The organism is Vibrio sp. 1751 (genome assembly GCF_033339895.1).
Classification (GTDB): domain Bacteria; phylum Pseudomonadota; class Gammaproteobacteria; order Enterobacterales; family Vibrionaceae; genus Vibrio; species Vibrio alginolyticus.
Genome location: NZ_JAWOVM010000088.1, coordinates 1 through 15,565, shown reverse-complemented (window position 1 = coordinate 15,565; position 15,565 = coordinate 1). Strand labels below are relative to the sequence as shown.

Below are 15,565 nucleotides of genomic sequence, written 5' to 3'. Positions count from 1 at the left end.
ACTAATGGATCTCGAGCGTGAGTTGGGAAGTAGTGTTTAGATTTACGCTGACCAGGAAACTTCATGCTTGTTCTTGAGTGAGAAAAAAAAGAGGCGGGATTGTATCACAAAAAAATGAAAATCGTGGCGATTTATTACAAAGAAGTCTGCTCGCTGAAAAAATCAGCGAGCTGAGTAAATAGCAACCAAAGCAGCTGCAATTTATGAGGCTTGTCGTATTGCAATGGGTTGTTTTTTAAACTTGTTGCTCAGCAGCGCCCGGAAAGAGCCTGCTCCGCGCTAACTAAATTTACCCGCGTTACTTTTTCACTTCAGTTGGCTCAACGTAAGCCTTGGTACCCCAAAGTGGGACTGTCGAAAGGCTATGCTTAAAACTACCATCGGTCTCTTTTGTTGTATAAGACAAGTAGAGTAAGGTTTGGTTATCGGCATCATAAATACGGCGAACCTTCATTGTTTTGAAGAAAATGCTTTTTGACTTCTTAAATACAATTTCACCGGACTTACTCTTATCTATTTTTGCAATCATTTCCGGTGTGATTTCGCCAGTCTGACGACATGATATTGAGCTATCACTTGGATCTGCTAAGCTGAAATCCGCTTCGATAGAGGCGATGTGACATGTGACACCTGTTACCACCTCGTCTTTCAACTCACCGACTTTGATGTCTTTCAAAGTAAACCAACCGAGCCCCACGTCAGCAACATCGTTATCTGAACAACCAACTAGAGTAGTAGCAAGCAATGCACTTAACAGCATCTTTTTCATTATTTTTGTCCTTAACTAGGAAAGATATTGATGAAATCTATCAGAGGTTTGCACCTAAAACAAAATTTAGCCACGGAAAGGTCTATGTGCGCTAGGTTTGTTGCGGGCTTCATGCTAATGTACTGCTCTAAACGAAGGTATCAAGATGAATGAACAACAGTTAGCCAGTATCGAGCGTAAAAATACATGGCTGTATGATCTGGTCGAAGTTGAATTTCCGACACCAGAGAGTTTGAAAGGGCGCGATGTCTATTTCAAAACGCTAGAAAAAGCAACGTATCAAGTAGTCGACAAAGACACACTACTGGAAAGTGACTCTGAATTTAACCCCGACGATATTTTTCTGGTCGATTTTCATCGACTGACCATTATGTTCTCTATCTTGCAATCTCAGCGCTGGGAACAGCAGTATGATAAAGATATGATCATTGAATATCTGACACAGATTATCCTCACGCCAGATTTTGAATTATATGTTGGTTTTAAATCTGGAGTCCCAATTGGTGCTGCTATTGTTAGCCATCTCGAAGGAAATACACTCATCTCTGATGTTGCTGTTTCTGAATCAAAATACAAAAGCTCGTTTGTGGCTGATCTGGCTAAAAGACTAAGCACCGAGCAAAAACTGTTAGACTCAGTGGTTATCGAAAACTAACTTACACATCAATGTGCATAAAAAGTAAAGCAAGATGACGTTGGGTGATCTTGCTTAGAAAAACTGTAATTGCTCCCTTCTATTTCCATGAAATGCCAAGCTCGTCGTTTCAACAATCCCAAACTCAAATAAGATTAATCCAAACATTCTTAAAATCGCTTGGGCTTGAGCCTTTAAGACGTCTGGAGATGGCTATGGCAATTACCAATATTAAGTGCGTGATATTTGACTGTGATGGTACGTTGGTCGACAGCGAAAGACTGTGTTGCCAAGCGCTCGTCAATGTATTTAACCAGCATGGGGCTGAGTTAACGATGGAAGAGTGCGTTTCTCACTTTAAAGGAGGAAAGCTCGCTGACATCCTTTTAGATACTAAAGAATTGAAAGATATCAAAGTCCCAATTGATGTTTTAGAGCCGCAATACCGAGAAGAAGTCCAGTCTCTTTTTGTGCGTCACTTACAGCCGATGGATGGCGCAAAACGATTAATTCAGTTTTTGGATTCGCATAATATCGAATATTGTGTGGCGTCTAATGGACCTAAAGATAAAATTGAATACGCTTTGGAGTTAACCGGTTTACTCGATGCTTTCCGAGGGAAAGTGTTCTCGGCATTCGATGCGAATAGTTGGAAGCCTGAGCCCGATTTAATCATGTACAGTGCTATGAGCATGGGCTTTTTACCAAATGACTGTCTTTATATTGATGACACTCCTAAAGGAGTTGAGGCGGGACTAAACGCCGGTATCAAAACGGTGCAGTTATTTAATGGTGAAGCTATCAATCGTGTTGATGACGAGCGTGTAATTCGCATCCATCATTTAGATGAATTAAAAGAGCAGCTGTGTGGCTGCTCTGTTTGACCTATTAATGGCAAACCGGACTCAAGCTGTGGATGTGCTTAAGTTTAGACTGTAGGTAAGGCGTTTGATGTAGACATTGGATAGATGAGAAGTTTTTTGTATGAAATCCGCAAGCAGCGCATGTGAATTTCTCGCCATCCGATGAAATGAGATATTCATCTCCTTGGCAGAGTGGGCAATTCAGGTTCTCTATGTCTTTTGTGTCTTTGTAATTATTCATATTGTTTTCCAGCAGCAAATTGGAATTGGCAAGATCAAGCATAGCGGAACGCTTTGTTTAAGAACATTATTTCATCCGGTACAGCGAGAACTTGAGATTCACTTCAAATATCCACTTGGATGTCGTAGAAAATATCGAAGGTGATAGTTGAACACGGCTTAAAGAAAAGGGCTCCTTAAGGAGCCCTTGTTGATCATAAGTTCCACAACGTTATGCGGTGCGGTAGCGTTGTAATATCTCACCAAGAGAAACGGAGGCTTGCGTGAGATTAGCGACGCCAGCGGTAGATTGCTCCGCCACTTCTCTGATTGTGCTTGATTGACTACGAATTTCTGAAAGTTCCGATGCAATATCGTTAGCAACTGCGCTTTGTTCTTCAGCAGATGTGGAAATCTGAATGCTCATGTCCATTAATGAGCGTGCTGACTCGGCAATAGAGGTAACATCATGGCCGATTTCATCAATAAGCTGGCTGCTGGTTTGAGCTTGCTGAACGGTTCGGTTGGTGATTGAAGCAATGTTCTGGCTCTCAATTTGAAGCTTCTCAATCATGGCTTGGATCTCTACTGTTGCCTGTTGAGTTCTGCTTGCTAATGTACGTACTTCATCGGCAACCACTGCAAATCCACGACCTTGTTCACCAGCACGGGCTGCTTCGATTGCTGCGTTTAGCGCCAACAGATTAGTTTGTTCTGAAATGGCGTTAATCGTTGTGATCACGTCATTAATCTGCGTCGTATTCTCGTTTAAATTGGTTACTGACGTAGAGGCTTGTTCAATATAGCTAGATAACGTCTCTATCTCGCCAATCACGTTTTGTACACGGCTTCTGCTTAGTTCGATCTTCTGGGCATCTTGGTCTGACTGCGTCGTTGCTTGTTGAGAAATACTTGATACCTCCTTTGCAGAGGCTGTCATTTCTTCCATTGCCGTCGCGACTGAATCAAGCGTTTGATATTGATGAGATATCTGGGTTTCACTCAACTGCATATCTTTTTCGAATGCAGAAGATGTCTCGCTCAACATCGTTGCATTATTTTTAACACTATTAACCAGTTCACTTAAGGTATCCATAGACTTGTCTAGCGCACAGCCGATGGTACCGAATTCATCTCGACCTGGATGGAAACCAAGACGAGAGGTTAAGTCACCGTCACCAATTTTTTCGGTTGTTGTATATAAAACCCACAGAGCTCCTCCGATAAACGTTGCCACCCAGTAAGAGAATAGGGCAAAAGGAATAACCCATAAGAAGCTGAGTAATAGTGACGATAGAGCTGATGATTTTACCGATTCGTATTGTGTGGACACATTTTGAGTCAGCTTAATCACTTCTCCAGAATGCAACTTGGCATAAGCGGTCACAGACCCATCGACAAAAGAACTCTCGCTTACGCGGTTCGATTTCGATACGCCGTCAATTTCTGTAGCGCGGTTTGATTGAGCATCAACGATACCAGAAAGCTTCGCTTCGCTCGCCGAGATCGCTTGCTGCTCAAATTGTTGTATTTCATTGAAGTAGCGGCTTCCAGCCACTGAAGTGAGGGCTACTAAAAATAGTAGGAATATAACCCACATTTTGTCGTTGATAGACATCTTGATAAACAGCCTGTCTATCGTTCTAAACTCAACTTCTCTCATTTAAAGCTCCATTAGAGATAAAAGATATTGACCAAATCTATTGCTATATCGAAACAAAATATGCGAAGTTAATCAGCAAAATATGTAACGAATACTAAATTTAGTTTAAGAAATGAGATCTAAGGACGCCTATAACAGTATGTTATATCTTTAAATTGACATGAATGTTGATAAAAGAGTCATTTCTCTAAAGTGTTAAGCGGATATGAAACCTAATTGCAATCGTTTACTTTTGATTATGCTCATAGGTTTTTAAATCTTTACTTCTCGCTGTCATGAATGTGTCATATAAAGACTATAAAAAGGAGTTGCTGATGTGGATATGGCAAGAGTCAGGCCGTCAGCAAGTAAAAGCAAGAGAGCTTAAAATAAAGGAGGTCACAATGAGCGACCAATACCAAAACGATGAGAGCCTAGAGCTGCTAGATGCGCTTGAAATTGGCATTATCTTGTCGGAATACGTTGGCTCAGACAACGAAGCCGAATAGCGGAACACTCTCATCTCGTCGTAATTGACGTTATACTAGGTTCATGTCACACCAAGCCCTAGAGGCCAAAACTGGCGTCGAATGAACTTTCTAGCCCACCTGCATATCGCAGATCACAGTAACAGCCATTTGTTGGGAAACTTGCTTGGAGACTTCGTAAAAGGAGATCCAAGCAAGCTGTATGATCGCGATATCTCAAATGGCATCAGATTACATAGATTTGTTGACCGTATTACTGACCATCATCCAATCGTCAACGAATGTAAGCCTCATTTCACTGGTATTGCGAGACGTTTTGCACCTATCGCTTTGGATATGTTTTGGGATCATTGCCTCGCAAAACACTGGAACGACTTTCATTCCGTGCCTCTCGAACACTTTGTCCAAACGGCATACGAGCGAGTAAACCGAGAGGTTCATGAACATTTGCCGCCACGTTTTTTGGTGCTCCACAGCAGAATGTGGCATGGCCGATGGCTTCAATCCTATCAAGATCTAGACAATATAGAATTTGCACTACATCGGATGTCGCAAAGAAGCCCTAGAATGGCAGACTTAACCACAACATTTAAAGTGATTGAAAGTGATTACACCGAATTAGAAGAGAAGTTCTCGTCACTTTATCGAGATGTTTTGCGCCAGTCGTATGATTTTCAGCAACAGCTTAATGACTCAACTCAATGAGATAGAAAAGTAGTATGGCTTTAGGGGCTCTGGTAAACTCTGCGCTCCAAAAATAATGAGGTTACACATGTCTGTTAATTTTGCTGATTTAGGCATCGAACAAAAGCTAATCGAGACGCTAGGCAATCTAAATATCGTGACGCCAACACCAGTGCAAGAAAAGTCAATTCCACACGTCCTTACAGGAAAAAACTTACTTGCTGCTGCACAAACTGGTACGGGAAAAACGGCTGCGTTTGGTTTACCTATCATACAAACCGTTCAGCAAAAGAAACTTAACGGCACACCTCAAGCATTGATTTTGGTTCCAACACGCGAGCTTGCACAGCAGGTATTTGATAATTTGAATCAGTACTCGGCAGAAACAGAACTTCGCATCGTGTGTGTTTATGGTGGTACAAGCATTGGCGTACAAAAGAGAAAGTTAGAAGAGGGCGCTGATATTTTGATTGCCACGCCAGGCCGCCTTTTGGATCACCTGTTTAATGGTAACGTAAACATCTCTAAAACCGGTATGCTCGTGTTAGACGAAGCCGACCGTATGTTAGATATGGGATTTTGGCCTGACTTGCAGCGCATCTTCCGACGTTTGCCTGCTGAGAAACAGATCCTATTGTTCTCTGCGACATTTGAGAAGCGAATCAAAACTATTGCGTATAAACTCATGGAATCGCCAGTTGAAGTCGAAGTTTCACCAGCAAATACGACTGCTGAAACGGTAACACAAATGGTTTATCCAGTGGATAAAAAACGGAAACGTGAATTGCTAGCGTACTTAATTGGCTCGCGGAATTGGCAGCAAGTGCTTGTATTTACAAAAACGAAGCAAGGCAGTGATGAGTTAGCGAAAGAGCTCAAGTTAGATGGCATCAAAGCGGTTTCTATCAACGGCGATAAATCACAAGGTGCCCGCCAAAGAGCTTTGGATGAATTTAAACAAGGTAAGGTACGTGCTTTGATTGCAACCGATGTGGCAGCACGAGGGTTAGACATTCAAGAGCTAGAACAAGTCGTGAACTTTGATATGCCATTCAAAGCAGAAGATTATGTCCATCGAATTGGCCGCACTGGAAGAGCAGGAAATTCAGGTTTGGCGGTTTCTCTGATGAGTCGAGATGAGGAGTACTTGTTGCAAGCTATCGAGAATCTGCTTGATCAACGCTTACCCCAAGAATGGCTGGCAGGTTTCGAACCAAGTCTTGTAGAAGAAATTGAGCCTGAACAAAATGGGGGTGGGCGTCGTCGTAGTCGTTCATCTGAGAAGCGTAAGCTAAAAGCAAAATTGGCGATTCATAAGAATCGTGGTAAATCACGTAGCTCTCGCTAAACCGCGCAAACTTTTGTTCTTACATAGTCAGGCTGTTTTTGCCTCTTCATAGGCGTCTAACGTTTGGGGGATAGCAAGTAGGTACCCTTGATACATATCGAAACCGAGCTTTTTCATTAAGCGAAGTTGATGCTCGGTTTCAATTCCTTCGATAACGGTTTTAGAGCATAACGCTTTTGCGAGTGATAATGCATCGTTAAGCGCTTTAAAATCACCGTTTTCATACCTTAGCAATAAAGAGCGATCCATCTTGATTATATCTGGGCAAACGCTTCTCACTCGCTCAGTTGTCGATGCATTGACGCCATAATCGTCAATCGCTAATTTAAATCCTTCAAGACTTAACTCCCGAGCAGCTTGAGACAAAGAGAGTTCATCCTCCACCTTCAATTCAAGTAACTCCATGACGATTTGTTCATTCATCAAATGCGATTCATAAATGGTTTGTTTTAGCAGTCGGTTATACGTGATGTCTTTGACTAGTATCTCTGCCGCTACCGGTAATACATTGAGAAACAATTGTTTTGTGTGAAAGCGAGACTGAGAGAAATTTTTGATATGGATTAGGCGACTTAAGCGTTCAACATTGAGCAAATCTTGAGTGGGAGTCGCTTTGGATTGGAAAAACTGATCTGGCCTAACCATGTTGCCATTGGCATTGCTAATTCTTACCAGTGCTTCAAGGCCAACGATGGAAATATCGTTCTTATATATGGGTTGAAAGACACTGCGGAGAGTGAAGTTCGCGTATTTCGCAATATACTGCCCGTCGGCTTGTTTCCGGATGCAACTAAGTAGTTGCGAGATGCTCATCATTGTTACCACAACCTAAATCAATGTCTCAACATCAGCGTTATCGCGCTAATTTTTCTATTTCAGTGGCAATGAATCTAAGTGTGCTCATTAACTCAAGCAAGAACGATGGTAATGGATGGGTAGGTTTGTCGAGTGACATCAAACAAATTGATGAAATAATTGATAATCTCAGCACTTCAATTTGATGCTACCATTGCAGTACGGCATACAACTGCAAATATTTTCTGACTAACTGCTGTTTGTTCGAACGCCGTAAAGGATGCCCAAACTTAATGTAACAAGGGCTAATACCGAATCGAGTGTCCAACGATTGCGTGAGTTGCGACTCGCTGGTGTACAGTGTGATTCCTTGTTCTGTGTATTCGTTGATCTGATCGGGTAGTTCCCCCATCCACCAATGAAGCAATTCTCGGCTCGTTTTGCTGCGACTTATCCAATGATCACAAACCAAAAAGAGTAGGTCATTAGGCTGTAAGGCATAGCCATATTCACTCTGCCATTCCGTAATTGATGAGAGTAAGTTTTCCCGGCAAGATTTTCCGGCACTGACCATATGGTGACTCAGAACCCAGACAGTGCCGATGTCGGATGAAATTCGATAGTGATGGGGAAGGTCTGGAGAATCCAACACTTCGATTGGCTTTATCACGCAGTTGTATCCAAAGTGACGAAAAGTATGTTCCATCCTTCTTGAAAACGCGAGACCAAGATGATGCTCACTCATGCCTTGGTTATGCACCGCAGGGTAATGCTTTTCACACAGCTTAAGACAGTCGTCTTGAAAATCATTAACACTTTGAATAACTAGGTCGAGTAGCAAAGAATATCCCTTAATAATTACAAAACGAACTGCAAAAGGTTAGCATAGTCTTTTGAGAATAGACTAATTTACTTCGGCAACTTCTTGATCTAAACACCAAATTTCTCACAAATGACCGTGTCTAATCTTTAATAGAGCAACACGAAAGAAGCAGAAGTTGAACAAAAATTTGAAAGGGAAAAAATGATAAAGCTAGAACGCGCACAAAAAGAGGCGCTGGCCACCGCCATTCAAGATTACATGCAAGACGAGCTAGATGTTGAAATTGGCCAGTTCGATAGTGAGTTTCTAATTGATTTTATTACAGAAAAACTAGGGCCAATTTACTATAACAAGGGTGTTGAAGATGCCAAGTTACTGGTTGAACGCAGAATGTTAGAAGTTTCCGAAGAGCTGTATGAGATAGAACAAGAAGTTAAGCTGTAAGTTTCAGTTTTGCAAACGATTTAAAGTTCCTTCAAAAAATTCGAACAACTTGATAGATACGGTACCATTGGCTGGATGTAAATGATGGTAAATAATCTGTTTCATATGACGTAAATAGGTTAATGTAGTGTTTCTTGCTCAGCATTAACTTAGGAATATATCTAGGAACTTGAGATGGATACACTGGTAAAGAATTACAACCTTACTGCACGCGTGATGCATTGGTTATCAGCGCTGTGCATTATTGGTCTATTTGCAGTGGGTTTGTGGATGGTCGACCTTAGCTATTACAGCGAATGGTATCGAACTGCGCCGCATTACCATCGCTCTGTCGGTATTTTACTCGCTATTTTAACTTTGGCACGCATCGTATGGAAACATGTGACGGCGTCACCAAAGGTAGAAGGCAAACGTTACGAAGTGCTTGCTGCTAAAGCAGCGCATGGTGTCATGTACCTACTATTGATCACCATCTTTGTTTCAGGTTACCTCATTTCAACGTCTGATGGACGCGGCATCGAAGTGTTTAATTGGTTCACCGTGCCAGGAGCGGGAGAGTTATTCCCAGGCCAATCAGATATTGCAGGTGAGATTCACTTCTATGCAGCTTGGGCAGTCATCCTGATTGCAGGCTTACATGCTATTGCTGCACTAAAACACCACTTTATCGATAAAGACAACACATTAAGAAAAATGTTAGGAGCTTCAAAATGAAAAAGTCACTTTTCGCTACAGGATTAGCTATCGCTATGGCACTGCCATTTGGTGCGCAAGCTGCAGATTATGTCATCGATACCAAAGGTGCTCACGCTTCAATCAACTTTAAAGTTAGCCACTTGGGTTACAGTTTCATCAAAGGTCGTTTCAATACATTTTCTGGTGACTTTTCTTTTGATGAAAACAACATTGCTGACTCAAAAGTAAATGTTGTTGTTGATACAACCAGCCTAGATTCAAACCATGCTGAACGTGACAAACACATTCGTAGTGGTGACTTCATCGATGCTGGTAAATACAGTGAAGCAACCTTTACGAGCACAAAAGTGGTTGATAAAGGCAATGGCAAACTAGATGTAACTGGTGATTTAACGCTACACGGTGTTACTAAGCCTATTACTATTGAGGCTGAATTCGTTGGTGCTGGCAGTGACCCATGGGGCGGCGAGCGCGCTGGCTTTGTTGGCAACACTCGCCTAGAGCTTGCTGACTTCGACATCCCAGTAATGGGTGCTTCAAGCTACGTCGATATGGAACTTCATATCGAAGGTATTAAGAAGTAATTAGTTCCTTTTAGATACACTAAAAGCGCTCTTCACTTGAAGAGCGCTTTTTTATTATCTTAATCACATCACTAACATCGATAAACCAGTCAGTGATAGCGATTGAAAGCCAATAGACGTTGTAAATGTTTAGCGAATTACGCTGTTTCTAACTCGCTTTTTTCCACTAGGTTTAAACGCTCACCAAAAATCGGGCGTAGTGCTTTTAATACTTCAGTACGAGTAACGACCCCGACCATCTGCCCATTTTCAAGCACAGGAAGCACTTGTGGCTTACTTACTTTGATACTTTTAGCGCGTTCTTCGAGAGACAAAGACGTCAAGCGAGTGGCAATACCCATACTGCTCGCTGGGTACAACTGCGCTTTATCGATACATAGGAACTCCACAACATCAACGAGGCGATCATCAGCGTCAATTGCGACCACATCTCGGCTCATGATGTCGACGACTTTTTGGTCTTTCACCGGAATGTAGTCCTCACACCATAGTTCTACCATCACATCGTGAGCAGAGAAGAAGCCAACTAATCGATTTTGTACGTCTACAACAGGTGCGCTAGTTACGTTGTTATCAAGTAACACATCCAGCGCGGCTGCAATTGGCGTTTCTGCACGAACGGTGACTGGTTTTGGGTTCATAATGTCTTTAACAAAAGAGGCATTTTTCATGGTGAAATCCTTAACTGACGACAGTGTTGTAGTTGTAGTGATAGAAGAAACATTCGCTGCTTTTAGTTCTGGTCGGCGAAAAATACACCAGTTTGAAAGGCCAACTAATACCGCTCCGCCGACGATGTTGCCAAGCGTGACAGGAATTAAGTTAGCGGTAATAAAGTGGCTAATGTTTAGGTCTGTGTATTGTGACGCGGGCACACCGACAGATGCCCAAAAAGATTCAGGTGCAAAATTCGCGATAACAATACCAAGTGGAACCATAAACATGTTCGCAACACAGTGCTCAAAACCGCTGCTGACAAACATTGCCACAGGCAAAATTGTCATTGCTGCTTTTGTCATTGCATTTGCAGAACTAAATGTCAGCCAAATCGCTAGGCAGACCAACAGGTTACAGAGAATACCGAGTGCAAACGCTTGAATGAGAGTGTGGTGAAGTTTGTGTTGTGCGATGTTAAGCGCATTTAATCCCCATTGACCGCCATCCATCTGATAAAGACCAGCAGCAGTAACCAGCGCAAGTAGGAACATCGCACCAATAAAGTTACCAACGTAAACTTTGCCCCAGATCGAAAGCATCTTACCGAACGAGATTTGCTTATTGGCCCAAGAAATACTGGATAGGACGGAGCTGGTAAATAATTCACCACCGCAGATCACGATGAGGATCAATCCCATGCTAAATGCGAGTCCACCAGATAGGCGGCTCAAGCCCCAACCAGCGCCCGTACTGCCGGTGGTCACCGTGATGTAAAACAAGAATGCTAACCCGATGAACGCGCCGGCCATAATGGCGAGGCTTAATGTCATACTGCTGGTTTTGTTTGCCTTACTTAACGCAAATTTTTCCGCTTCAACCATCATCTCTTTTGGAGAAAAATACTGGTGATTTTGAGAACTGGTCACCGCCATATTGACTCCTTAATTTGTAATCGCATAAAAAATCCTTGGTTATTAACTCAAAAATGAAATTGTTGTTCTTATTAAGAGCCTCAATGACTTCGGTTTCAAAACCATTGAGGCTTGCGGTGTTCCCGAACCGCGTACTCAGACTAGGGAGAACGGCTAGTAAGGTAAAATTGATAATATTTAGAAACCTCATCAAATTAATTGATAACTTTACGGGGCCAGGTAAAATGAACTCTATTGCTTATTGGGGCATGCTTTAACAATTGTGGGGATTGGGAAATACCCACTAATAATGGAGGACACTTTGCGCTACTCACTTAAGCAATTAGCGGTTTTCGACGCAGTTGCAGATACCGGCAGTGTAAGCCAAGCCGCAGAAAAATTGGCTTTGACACAATCAGCGACGAGTATGTCGCTTGCGCAATTAGAGAAGATGCTTGGCAGGCCGTTGTTTGAGAGGCAAGGCAAGCAAATGGCGTTAACCCATTGGGGGATGTGGTTACGACCAAAAGCAAAACGCTTGCTACAAGATGCATTGCAGATTGAAATGGGCTTCTATGAGCAACATTTATTGAGTGGTGAGATTCGTATGGGAGCGAGTCAAACCCCAGCAGAGCACTTAGTTCCCGACCTTATCAGTATCATTGATAATGACTTTCCAGAAATGCGTATTTCCCTCGGTGTACAAAGTACAAAAGGGGTGATTGATGGGGTATTAGATTACAAGTATGACTTAGGGATTATTGAAGGGCGCTGTGATGATAACCGTTTACACCAAGAAGTATGGTGTCGTGATCATCTTACTGTTGTCGCAGCTTCTCATCATCCTTTTGCGCGTAATCAGTCTGTTAGCCTTGCGCAGTTAGAGCAAGCGAAGTGGGTACTAAGAGAGCATGGCTCTGGCACACGAAAAACATTTGATAGTTCTATTCACCACCTTATTGAAGATTTGGATGTGTGGCGCGAGTACGAACACGTTCCGGTGTTACGTAGTTTAGTTGCTAATGGTCAGTACCTTACTTGCTTACCGTATTTAGATGTAGAGCGATATATAGAAGCAGGTCATCTTGTGGCATTAAATGTACCTGAGTTAAAAATGGAAAGGACGCTTTCATTTATATGGCGTTCAGATATGGCAGAAAACCCATTAGTCGACTGCATTAAAAGAGAGGGACTGCGAATGATGAAAGGGAAGCCTTCAGTTCTTTAAAGGTTGATTAAACATGCCTACGAGATGAGTTGGTTTATTCCCTAAATCTGTTGATTTATCGGTTGCGTCAAACTTTTAATGTAAATTGTGAAAATAATAATGTCTTATTGTGATCAGTATCACCGATAAGCTGAGCTGATGTATCTAACATGTGTCCTTGATTTCAATGTATGAAGGCAGTTATTGAACCATATAGGTACGATAATAGCCGAGTAGGTATGACTACCATGACGACACTTTTAGCTATTTCTATCACTACTGGAATTTTATCTGGCGTATGGGGTTGGATCGCCATCTCTTTAGGTTTGCTTTCTTGGGCTGGTTTTTTAGGTTGCACGAGCTACTTTGCAGCGCCAACGACCGGATTGAAAGGACTAGGCATCAGCTTAATCACCAATATGACAGGCGTATTCTGGGCAATGGTAATTATTCACGGTTCTACTTACGTTGGGTTGGAAATTATTGGCTATGTGATTACCGCTATTGTGGCATTCTTCATGTGTATTCAAGCTAAACAGGCTTGGCTCGCGTACATCCCTGGTACTTTTATTGGTTCATGCGCAACATTTGCGGCTGATGGAAACTGGCAACTTGTCATTCCATCGTTGTTGCTAGGTGGTGTGTTTGGCTATCTAATGAAAGCGACAGGGCTATGGTTGCATACGAAATCAACCGCTACTTCTTCTTCGCTTGCTGAGCAAGCACAGTAGTGAACCCCCGATCTTATTGGTATCCACTGTGTATTGAGTTTTATCCCTCTCAATACCCTTAATCAAAATTAATGATGTTTGATACAAGCACACCAAATTGGTGTGCTTTTTTTGTATTACAAGACAATACGCTGAGTGTAAAATACGCCTAACTCATGTATTGCCGTTGGCCATGGTAACAACGCGTTTAAGTGTCCAGCGCAGAAGAACAGGAATACACTCCATGCCTTTCTCTTCACAATGAGAAACAATAGCCAAAGCTAAGTCCGGTTTTGCATGTTTTTTCAAAACACGATTTACGACTTTTTTAGCAGGGATAGGGTGGTCATGAGGAACTTTGATGATGTCCTTAAAGAAAAGTTCAAACCCATTGTTGTACAGAAAGTGCTCGATGTCTCGGTCGGGTAATTCCGTAAGTCGATGCCTTTCCTGATCATGGTCGAGCTGTGCTCGTACTGCATGCGCGTACTTTTTCCCTGCTGGGTCGCCATCGGTAACGACATGCCAATCAATACCAAACTCTTTTGCTACTTTGATGAGTGATTTTAGACCTGATTGAGCAAACTCAACGATTTGAACCCCTTCGGCAGCCAAGTCATACCCGCATTGACGAGCCAGTTCATGAAAAAGCCAAACTTCGGTTTCGCCCTCAACAAGTAACCAGCACCGTGCAAATAATGCTCCTGAACGATGAAAACGAATATGGAAACCAATTCGGCGCAACTCATCTCGACCAAACTTTGTTGAGTTTAAACTCTTAGCGATGGTTCTGTCTGATAACCGAATTAAACGTCGGATTGAATACAGTGGAACAGAACCAAGTAACGTGCCACTGTTGGTGGTTAATATCTTTTGCATTGGCAACAATTGCAATAAGGACCACGCTCTCGCTAGATGAGTTGGATGCAGTCGACCTTCTGGATCTTCAATGATCAGTATTGGTCTCGCACAGCGCCTTAAATCGGTGGGGCCTTTAGCTTGAAGATAGGCATTGAGTAACCCCATTAAGAGCAAGCGGCTTTGTTTGTCATTGGTTTCTTTCAAGAACTGACTCAAACCTTTATCAGAGGAAGGGCTTGTATAGAAAAGACCATCACGAGGTTTGCGTGGGTTACCTTTACTGACACTTCTGAATGCAAAATAGTGTTCAACAAGCGTTTGCATTGAGTCGAGGCTACTACGAATCTCACCTTTATTCACATGGCCAGGCATAGCCAATAAGCGTCGACAGGTGTTGTTGATTCGTTTTTCAATCCGAGCATTTTTACCATCGCCGTTGACATGGTTTAAATCTGGGAAGCGTCGGGAGTCGCGTAGTCGGATTACAGGGTGAAGTGTCATTAACTCAATAGCGAGTTTCTCTGAGTGGTGAAGTTTTTTGGGTTTGCCGTTATGATCCAAAAACGCGTACTCTGTATTAATGCCGTGCTCATCGCGAGACGCACTAATACGATAGTAAATGACTTGCTCACCATCTTCGTTGGTGCACCATGTAGGCTTTATGCGTCTGTAGCGTCCCGCTTTTACTTCGTTTTTATCCTGTGCTTTAAAACAAACAATGATCTGTAAGTGTTGTGTTTGTGGATGAGAAATTGAGTAGTCAACGTGAAAATCTTTCAGTTTGAATTGATACAATGAGCCATTGGCAGGTAATGCGATGGAAAGGGCATCGAGTAATGATGATTTGCCCCACGTGTTTTCACCGATAAGCGTGGTGAGTTCGTCAAAAGAGAGTGAAAGGCGTTTGATGCCTCTAAACCCGGAGATTTCGATGCGTTCTAGTCTCATCTCAATCCTCCTTGCAATTATTTGAATTATCGAGAGTTATTTTGCTACTCCTAAGCATATATGAATTCGGAATTTTTGAGTTAAGCTCAGTTCACAAAATTACGAGAGCCTCTTACTGAATAGAGACCGTTACAAGCGAGGCTTGCTTTCAAAGCTGGGGGACAGCATCGTGATCACTTAAACATGAAATCCTAAATCGCAGTTTCATAAAATTCATGATTCTGTCATGATTCACTTCTTATTATTATAAGGAATGAAAAAAGAGAAGATGAAGATGAATAA

General features: G+C 42.3%; 16 protein-coding genes. 10 read left to right on the top strand and 6 right to left on the bottom strand.

Annotated features, from left to right (window positions below):
• Nucleotides 1-298: 298 nt before the first annotated feature.
• The gene (locus R7041_RS19640; protein WP_005397614.1) at nucleotides 299-769 is read right to left on the bottom strand and encodes a CreA family protein; all 471 of its coding nucleotides are present in this window, start codon (nucleotides 767-769) and stop codon (nucleotides 299-301) included.
• 145 nt (nucleotides 770-914) lie between these two features.
• Between R7041_RS19640 and R7041_RS19635 the strand changes: the two genes are divergently transcribed.
• The gene (locus R7041_RS19635) at nucleotides 915-1,424 is read left to right on the top strand and encodes a hypothetical protein (protein ID WP_005376378.1); all 510 of its coding nucleotides are present in this window, start codon (nucleotides 915-917) and stop codon (nucleotides 1,422-1,424) included.
• Nucleotides 1,425-1,618: 194 nt separating this feature from the next.
• Nucleotides 1,619-2,287, top strand: a complete 669-nt coding sequence (locus R7041_RS19630; RefSeq protein WP_085569048.1) for an HAD-IA family hydrolase — start codon at nucleotides 1,619-1,621, stop codon at nucleotides 2,285-2,287.
• 430 nt (nucleotides 2,288-2,717) lie between these two features.
• Here the strand turns inward: R7041_RS19630 and R7041_RS19625 are convergent, their stop codons facing one another.
• The gene (locus R7041_RS19625; protein WP_025767793.1) at nucleotides 2,718-4,148 is read right to left on the bottom strand and encodes a methyl-accepting chemotaxis protein; all 1,431 of its coding nucleotides are present in this window, start codon (nucleotides 4,146-4,148) and stop codon (nucleotides 2,718-2,720) included.
• Between the two features lie 314 nt (nucleotides 4,149-4,462).
• On the opposite strand from R7041_RS19625, the gene R7041_RS19620 reads away from it, so the two are divergent.
• The 3 genes from R7041_RS19620 (at nucleotide 4,463) to R7041_RS19610 (ending at nucleotide 6,647) form a co-directional block, all read left to right on the top strand.
• A complete protein-coding gene (locus R7041_RS19620) occupies nucleotides 4,463-4,636 on the top strand; it encodes a hypothetical protein (protein ID WP_005376381.1) in 174 nt (57 codons plus the stop codon).
• An 81-nt stretch (nucleotides 4,637-4,717) separates the two neighbouring features.
• Nucleotides 4,718-5,320 (top strand): ACP phosphodiesterase, encoded by a 603-nt coding sequence (locus R7041_RS19615; protein ID WP_085569047.1) that lies wholly within the window; start codon nucleotides 4,718-4,720, stop codon nucleotides 5,318-5,320.
• 67 nt (nucleotides 5,321-5,387) lie between these two features.
• Entirely contained in the window at nucleotides 5,388-6,647 is a 1,260-nt protein-coding gene (locus R7041_RS19610) for a DEAD/DEAH box helicase (RefSeq protein ID WP_206949001.1), read from the top strand.
• A gap of 27 nt (nucleotides 6,648-6,674) precedes the next feature.
• Here the strand turns inward: R7041_RS19610 and R7041_RS19605 are convergent, their stop codons facing one another.
• Both R7041_RS19605 and R7041_RS19600 read right to left on the bottom strand, forming a co-directional pair.
• Nucleotides 6,675-7,463 carry an EAL domain-containing protein gene (locus R7041_RS19605; protein WP_017634180.1) on the bottom strand — a complete coding sequence of 263 codons (789 nt, stop codon included), beginning with the start codon at nucleotides 7,461-7,463 and terminating at the stop codon, nucleotides 6,675-6,677.
• Nucleotides 7,464-7,650: 187 nt separating this feature from the next.
• Nucleotides 7,651-8,283 (bottom strand): hypothetical protein, encoded by a 633-nt coding sequence (locus R7041_RS19600; RefSeq protein WP_005376385.1) that lies wholly within the window; start codon nucleotides 8,281-8,283, stop codon nucleotides 7,651-7,653.
• A gap of 183 nt (nucleotides 8,284-8,466) precedes the next feature.
• On the opposite strand from R7041_RS19600, the gene R7041_RS19595 reads away from it, so the two are divergent.
• From R7041_RS19595 to R7041_RS19585, 3 genes are all read left to right on the top strand, one after another.
• Complete coding sequence (locus R7041_RS19595) at nucleotides 8,467-8,709, top strand: DUF2164 domain-containing protein (RefSeq protein WP_005390155.1); 243 nt, start codon at nucleotides 8,467-8,469, stop codon at nucleotides 8,707-8,709.
• A 174-nt stretch (nucleotides 8,710-8,883) separates the two neighbouring features.
• Nucleotides 8,884-9,423: a cytochrome b gene (locus R7041_RS19590; protein ID WP_025767789.1), complete on the top strand. Its 540-nt coding sequence runs from the start codon at nucleotides 8,884-8,886 to the stop codon at nucleotides 9,421-9,423.
• Nucleotides 9,420-9,989, top strand: a complete 570-nt coding sequence (locus R7041_RS19585) for a YceI family protein (RefSeq protein ID WP_017634178.1) — start codon at nucleotides 9,420-9,422, stop codon at nucleotides 9,987-9,989. Before R7041_RS19590 ends, R7041_RS19585 begins: the two co-directional genes overlap by 4 nt.
• A gap of 137 nt (nucleotides 9,990-10,126) precedes the next feature.
• On the opposite strand, the gene focA is transcribed toward R7041_RS19585, so the two are convergent.
• Nucleotides 10,127-11,578 carry a formate transporter FocA gene (gene focA, locus R7041_RS19580; protein ID WP_258512364.1) on the bottom strand — a complete coding sequence of 484 codons (1,452 nt, stop codon included), beginning with the start codon at nucleotides 11,576-11,578 and terminating at the stop codon, nucleotides 10,127-10,129.
• Between the two features lie 301 nt (nucleotides 11,579-11,879).
• Between focA and R7041_RS19575 the strand changes: the two genes are divergently transcribed.
• Together R7041_RS19575 and R7041_RS19570 are read left to right on the top strand one after the other, a co-directional pair.
• Complete coding sequence (locus R7041_RS19575; protein ID WP_005376369.1) at nucleotides 11,880-12,785, top strand: LysR substrate-binding domain-containing protein; 906 nt, start codon at nucleotides 11,880-11,882, stop codon at nucleotides 12,783-12,785.
• A 227-nt stretch (nucleotides 12,786-13,012) separates the two neighbouring features.
• Nucleotides 13,013-13,495 (top strand): DUF1097 domain-containing protein, encoded by a 483-nt coding sequence (locus tag R7041_RS19570; RefSeq protein WP_170893215.1) that lies wholly within the window; start codon nucleotides 13,013-13,015, stop codon nucleotides 13,493-13,495.
• Between the two features lie 153 nt (nucleotides 13,496-13,648).
• On the opposite strand, the gene R7041_RS19565 is transcribed toward R7041_RS19570, so the two are convergent.
• Entirely contained in the window at nucleotides 13,649-15,283 is a 1,635-nt protein-coding gene (locus R7041_RS19565; RefSeq protein ID WP_047103581.1) for an ATP-dependent endonuclease, read from the bottom strand.
• Between the last annotated feature and the right edge of the window lie 282 nt (nucleotides 15,284-15,565).

What these genes read in the sequence shown, in the direction of transcription:
- R7041_RS19640 (WP_005397614.1), bottom strand. Translation starts at nt 769, where the DNA reads ATGAAAAAGATGCTGTTAAGTGCATTGCTTGCTACTACTCTAGTTGGT.
- R7041_RS19635 (WP_005376378.1), top strand. Translation starts at nt 915, where the DNA reads ATGAATGAACAACAGTTAGCCAGTATCGAGCGTAAAAATACATGGCTG.
- R7041_RS19630 (WP_085569048.1), top strand. Translation starts at nt 1,619, where the DNA reads ATGGCAATTACCAATATTAAGTGCGTGATATTTGACTGTGATGGTACG.
- R7041_RS19625 (WP_025767793.1), bottom strand. Translation starts at nt 4,148, where the DNA reads ATGAGAGAAGTTGAGTTTAGAACGATAGACAGGCTGTTTATCAAGATG.
- R7041_RS19620 (WP_005376381.1), top strand. Translation starts at nt 4,463, where the DNA reads ATGTGGATATGGCAAGAGTCAGGCCGTCAGCAAGTAAAAGCAAGAGAG.
- R7041_RS19615 (WP_085569047.1), top strand. Translation starts at nt 4,718, where the DNA reads ATGAACTTTCTAGCCCACCTGCATATCGCAGATCACAGTAACAGCCAT.
- R7041_RS19610 (WP_206949001.1), top strand. Translation starts at nt 5,388, where the DNA reads ATGTCTGTTAATTTTGCTGATTTAGGCATCGAACAAAAGCTAATCGAG.
- R7041_RS19605 (WP_017634180.1), bottom strand. Translation starts at nt 7,463, where the DNA reads ATGATGAGCATCTCGCAACTACTTAGTTGCATCCGGAAACAAGCCGAC.
- R7041_RS19595 (WP_005390155.1), top strand. Translation starts at nt 8,467, where the DNA reads ATGATAAAGCTAGAACGCGCACAAAAAGAGGCGCTGGCCACCGCCATT.
- R7041_RS19590 (WP_025767789.1), top strand. Translation starts at nt 8,884, where the DNA reads ATGGATACACTGGTAAAGAATTACAACCTTACTGCACGCGTGATGCAT.
- R7041_RS19585 (WP_017634178.1), top strand. Translation starts at nt 9,420, where the DNA reads ATGAAAAAGTCACTTTTCGCTACAGGATTAGCTATCGCTATGGCACTG.
- focA (WP_258512364.1), bottom strand. Translation starts at nt 11,578, where the DNA reads ATGGCGGTGACCAGTTCTCAAAATCACCAGTATTTTTCTCCAAAAGAG.
- R7041_RS19570 (WP_170893215.1), top strand. Translation starts at nt 13,013, where the DNA reads ATGACGACACTTTTAGCTATTTCTATCACTACTGGAATTTTATCTGGC.
- R7041_RS19565 (WP_047103581.1), bottom strand. Translation starts at nt 15,283, where the DNA reads ATGAGACTAGAACGCATCGAAATCTCCGGGTTTAGAGGCATCAAACGC.